This window comes from Synechococcus sp. CCY 0621, from assembly GCF_019038465.1.
Taxonomy (GTDB): domain Bacteria; phylum Cyanobacteriota; class Cyanobacteriia; order PCC-6307; family Cyanobiaceae; genus Cyanobium.
The window spans coordinates 1-2,590 of the sequence record NZ_JAFKRH010000037.1 but is presented as its reverse complement, the minus strand read 5'-3'; the positions used below and the strand labels follow the sequence as shown (position 1 = coordinate 2,590).

Annotated in this window: 4 protein-coding genes; 1 reads left to right on the top strand and 3 read right to left on the bottom strand. The window is 70.1% G+C overall.

The window, feature by feature from the left end:
- The 3 genes from KUG43_RS12175 to KUG43_RS12165 all read right to left on the bottom strand — a co-directional run.
- Window positions 1–241: Rho termination factor N-terminal domain-containing protein (locus KUG43_RS12175; protein ID WP_216909414.1), on the bottom strand; the 241-nt coding region annotated here is incomplete at its 3' end.
- A 229-nt stretch (window positions 242–470) separates the two neighbouring features.
- The gene (locus KUG43_RS12170) at window positions 471–1,235 is read right to left on the bottom strand and encodes a phycobilisome rod-core linker polypeptide (RefSeq protein ID WP_216909412.1); all 765 of its coding nucleotides are present in this window, start codon (window positions 1,233–1,235) and stop codon (window positions 471–473) included.
- Between the two features lie 117 nt (window positions 1,236–1,352).
- On the bottom strand, window positions 1,353–1,973 hold the full coding sequence (locus KUG43_RS12165; RefSeq protein ID WP_216909410.1) for a phycobiliprotein lyase: 621 nt from the start codon (window positions 1,971–1,973) through the stop codon (window positions 1,353–1,355).
- A 65-nt stretch (window positions 1,974–2,038) separates the two neighbouring features.
- On the opposite strand from KUG43_RS12165, the gene KUG43_RS12160 reads away from it, so the two are divergent.
- On the top strand, window positions 2,039–2,590 hold a 552-nt coding region (locus tag KUG43_RS12160; protein WP_353618027.1), incomplete at its 3' end, for an EamA family transporter.

The following is a 2,590-nucleotide window of genomic DNA, read 5'->3' as shown; positions in this document are numbered from 1 at the left end:
CCTCGGAGATGTCCCAGAAGACATAGGCCCACTGGGGATCACGGGGCAGGAAGACGACGCGGGTCTCGGCGGCGGGACGGGGGGCCGGGGACATGTCGGCTTCGATGCGCTCGAGACTTCGCCCTTCCCCTTCCTCCACCTGGCGGGTGCTGATGGCCTCCACCAGCTCCTCCTTGGACTTGCGGCTGTACAGAGAAACGCCGAGATCACTGGCGATCTGCCGCAGCTGGCGCAGCGTCATCATCGCCAGGGAGGTCAGCGTCTTCTGGCTCACAACATCAGAATTCGTTTGGGATCAGTCTGGAGGACGTTTCCTGCTTTAGGCGGAGCCAGCCCTTGGTGGTCAGGATCCACTGACGGCCTGAAGCGCCCGGGGCTGCGTGGAGCCTGGCCAGGACACGACAAAGGCCCTGCAGCAACGACGCTGCAGGGCCAGGGTGGAAGGACGCTGGGGCCGGAACGGCCCGGACTCAGCGGCCGATGCTGCGGTAAGGAACCTTGGAGAGGTAGTCCATGCCGGTGTTGCCGGCGGCGGCGCTGCCGACACCGCGCAGGGCGGGCAGGGTGCGGACCCAGGGCAGGTAGTCCTGCGGGAAGCCACCACGGCGCTGCTGGGCGCGCTCGGGGAAGCTGCGGGTCTTGCCGGTGTAGACGATCTGGGGGAAGCCCAGGATGCCGCGGTAGTACGACTCGTAGCGGGGCGAGGTGAGATTGAAGGGGGTTTCGCCGACCTCACGGGAGCCCACCACCCGGTTGCGGTGGTAGGGGACGGTGTCGTAGCCGAAGGCGTCGAGGTACTCCTGGGAGTCGAGGATGGCATCCACCGCGCCCTTGACCCCTTTGGTCATGATCACGGCGGACCAGGCGATCTCCTCGGACTTGCCGTGGACCGGGCGGCCCAGCAGCTTCTCCACCAGGTGGCGGGCCACCCGGTAGTTGCTGTTGAGGTTGTAGAAGCTGCGGTTGAAGGTGTCCGACAGACACAGCGAGCGGATGAAATCCCGCACGTTGATCTGGCCGTCCCGCAACTGGCACTCAAGGGTGCGGTCGCGGTCGACCTTGAAGGCATGGAAGAAAATCTGGCGGTAGGCCGCTTCGATCACGAAGTTCTGATCTTCCCGGTCCATGGCCTTGTCCATGGACACAGCCTTGGGGTCCTCGTCGGAACCCACCCGGAACGGCGTCACACGCGAGTTCTGGGAGGTGGGGGCGTACTTGAGGAGTGGAAGAGCCACGCGTGGTCCGGCATCCGTCGTTGGGGATCGTAGAAGTAGGGCCCCGGCGGCCCCGGGCGCGGGCGGGCAGGGCTCACAGTCCGTAACGTTGGCGACACAACGCCAGCGGCACCGAAGTCACCAGCCCAGGGCCGACAGGCAGGCGGTTTCGGGGCTCGCAGGGCTGTCCGTTGCGTCGGCGCTGGCGCCAGTCCCGGCTGCTGTCTCGCCGGGGATCCGGGTCTCGACGCAGAAGGAGGCGGTGTTGGAGAGCCCCTCGACGGTGCTGGTGCGCAGGCGCACGTCGGGCCCGGCGAAGCTGAACCGCTCCAGGCTGTTCATCGTCTCGTAGCTGGTGGTGAGCAGCAGGCCGTCCCGGTCGTCCATGGCGAAGTGGCCGGCCACCGGCGCCGTTTCGGCGTAGCCGCGGTCGCGCAGCAGCAGGCCGCTGCGGCCCCGTTCATCGCTGGGGATCAGGCCGAAGACGCTTTCGCCCTCGTGGGCCTCGCCGGCCTTGTCCCAGGCCATCGAGCCGCTCCAGCGCACCCGGCAGCCGCCCACCAGGCCGGCGGGATCCTGGCCGTGCAGGACGGCGATGGCCTCCAGGCGTGGATCGGCCGCCTCCAGCTGCACAACTTCAATGAAGGAGCCGCCCGCTTCGGCGCGCCGGTGCAGCAGGTGGTGGCTGCTGCGCTGGGATCGCCAGCGGCCGCAGCTGAGCCGGAAGAAGCTGATGGCGTCGGCGATGGATCCGCTCACGGGGGCCTCAGGCGATGGGGCGCGATCAGGCGATGATCGCAACTCTTCCACCCTCCCGCGGCCCCTTGTCCGCCGCTCCCGTCGCTGCCGCCCTGGCGGCAGCGTTCTGCTGGGCCTTCGCCAGCCTGCTGTGGCGCCGGCTGCCCACCTCCCTGTCGGCCGCCCGGCTGAACCTGCTCAAGAACCTGCTGGCGGTGGCCCTGCTGCTGCCGCTGGCCCTGGCGCTGCCCTGGCAGGTGGCGCCGCGATCCCTGCTGCTGCTGGCCCTGAGCGGGGTGCTGGGGATCGCCCTGGGGGACACGCTGTTCTTCGCGGCCCTGCGGCGCCTGGGCACCCGGCGCACCCTCACGATCGATGCCGGCGGTCCGGCGGTGACGAGCCTGGCGGGGGTGGCGCTGCTGGGGGAGGTGCCCCGGCCGGCCCAGTGGCTGGGGATCGCGCTGATCAGCCTGGCGGTCCTGCTGGTGGTGCATCAGCACGCTCCCCGGGAGGACCAGCCGGCGGGGGCCGAGGCGGCCGGCGTGGCCCTGGCCCTCGGGGCCCTGGCCTGCGGCAGTGGCGGGGCGCTGCTGGCGCGGGCGGGTCTGCTGGCCGGCGGGCCGGAGCCGCTGCAGGCC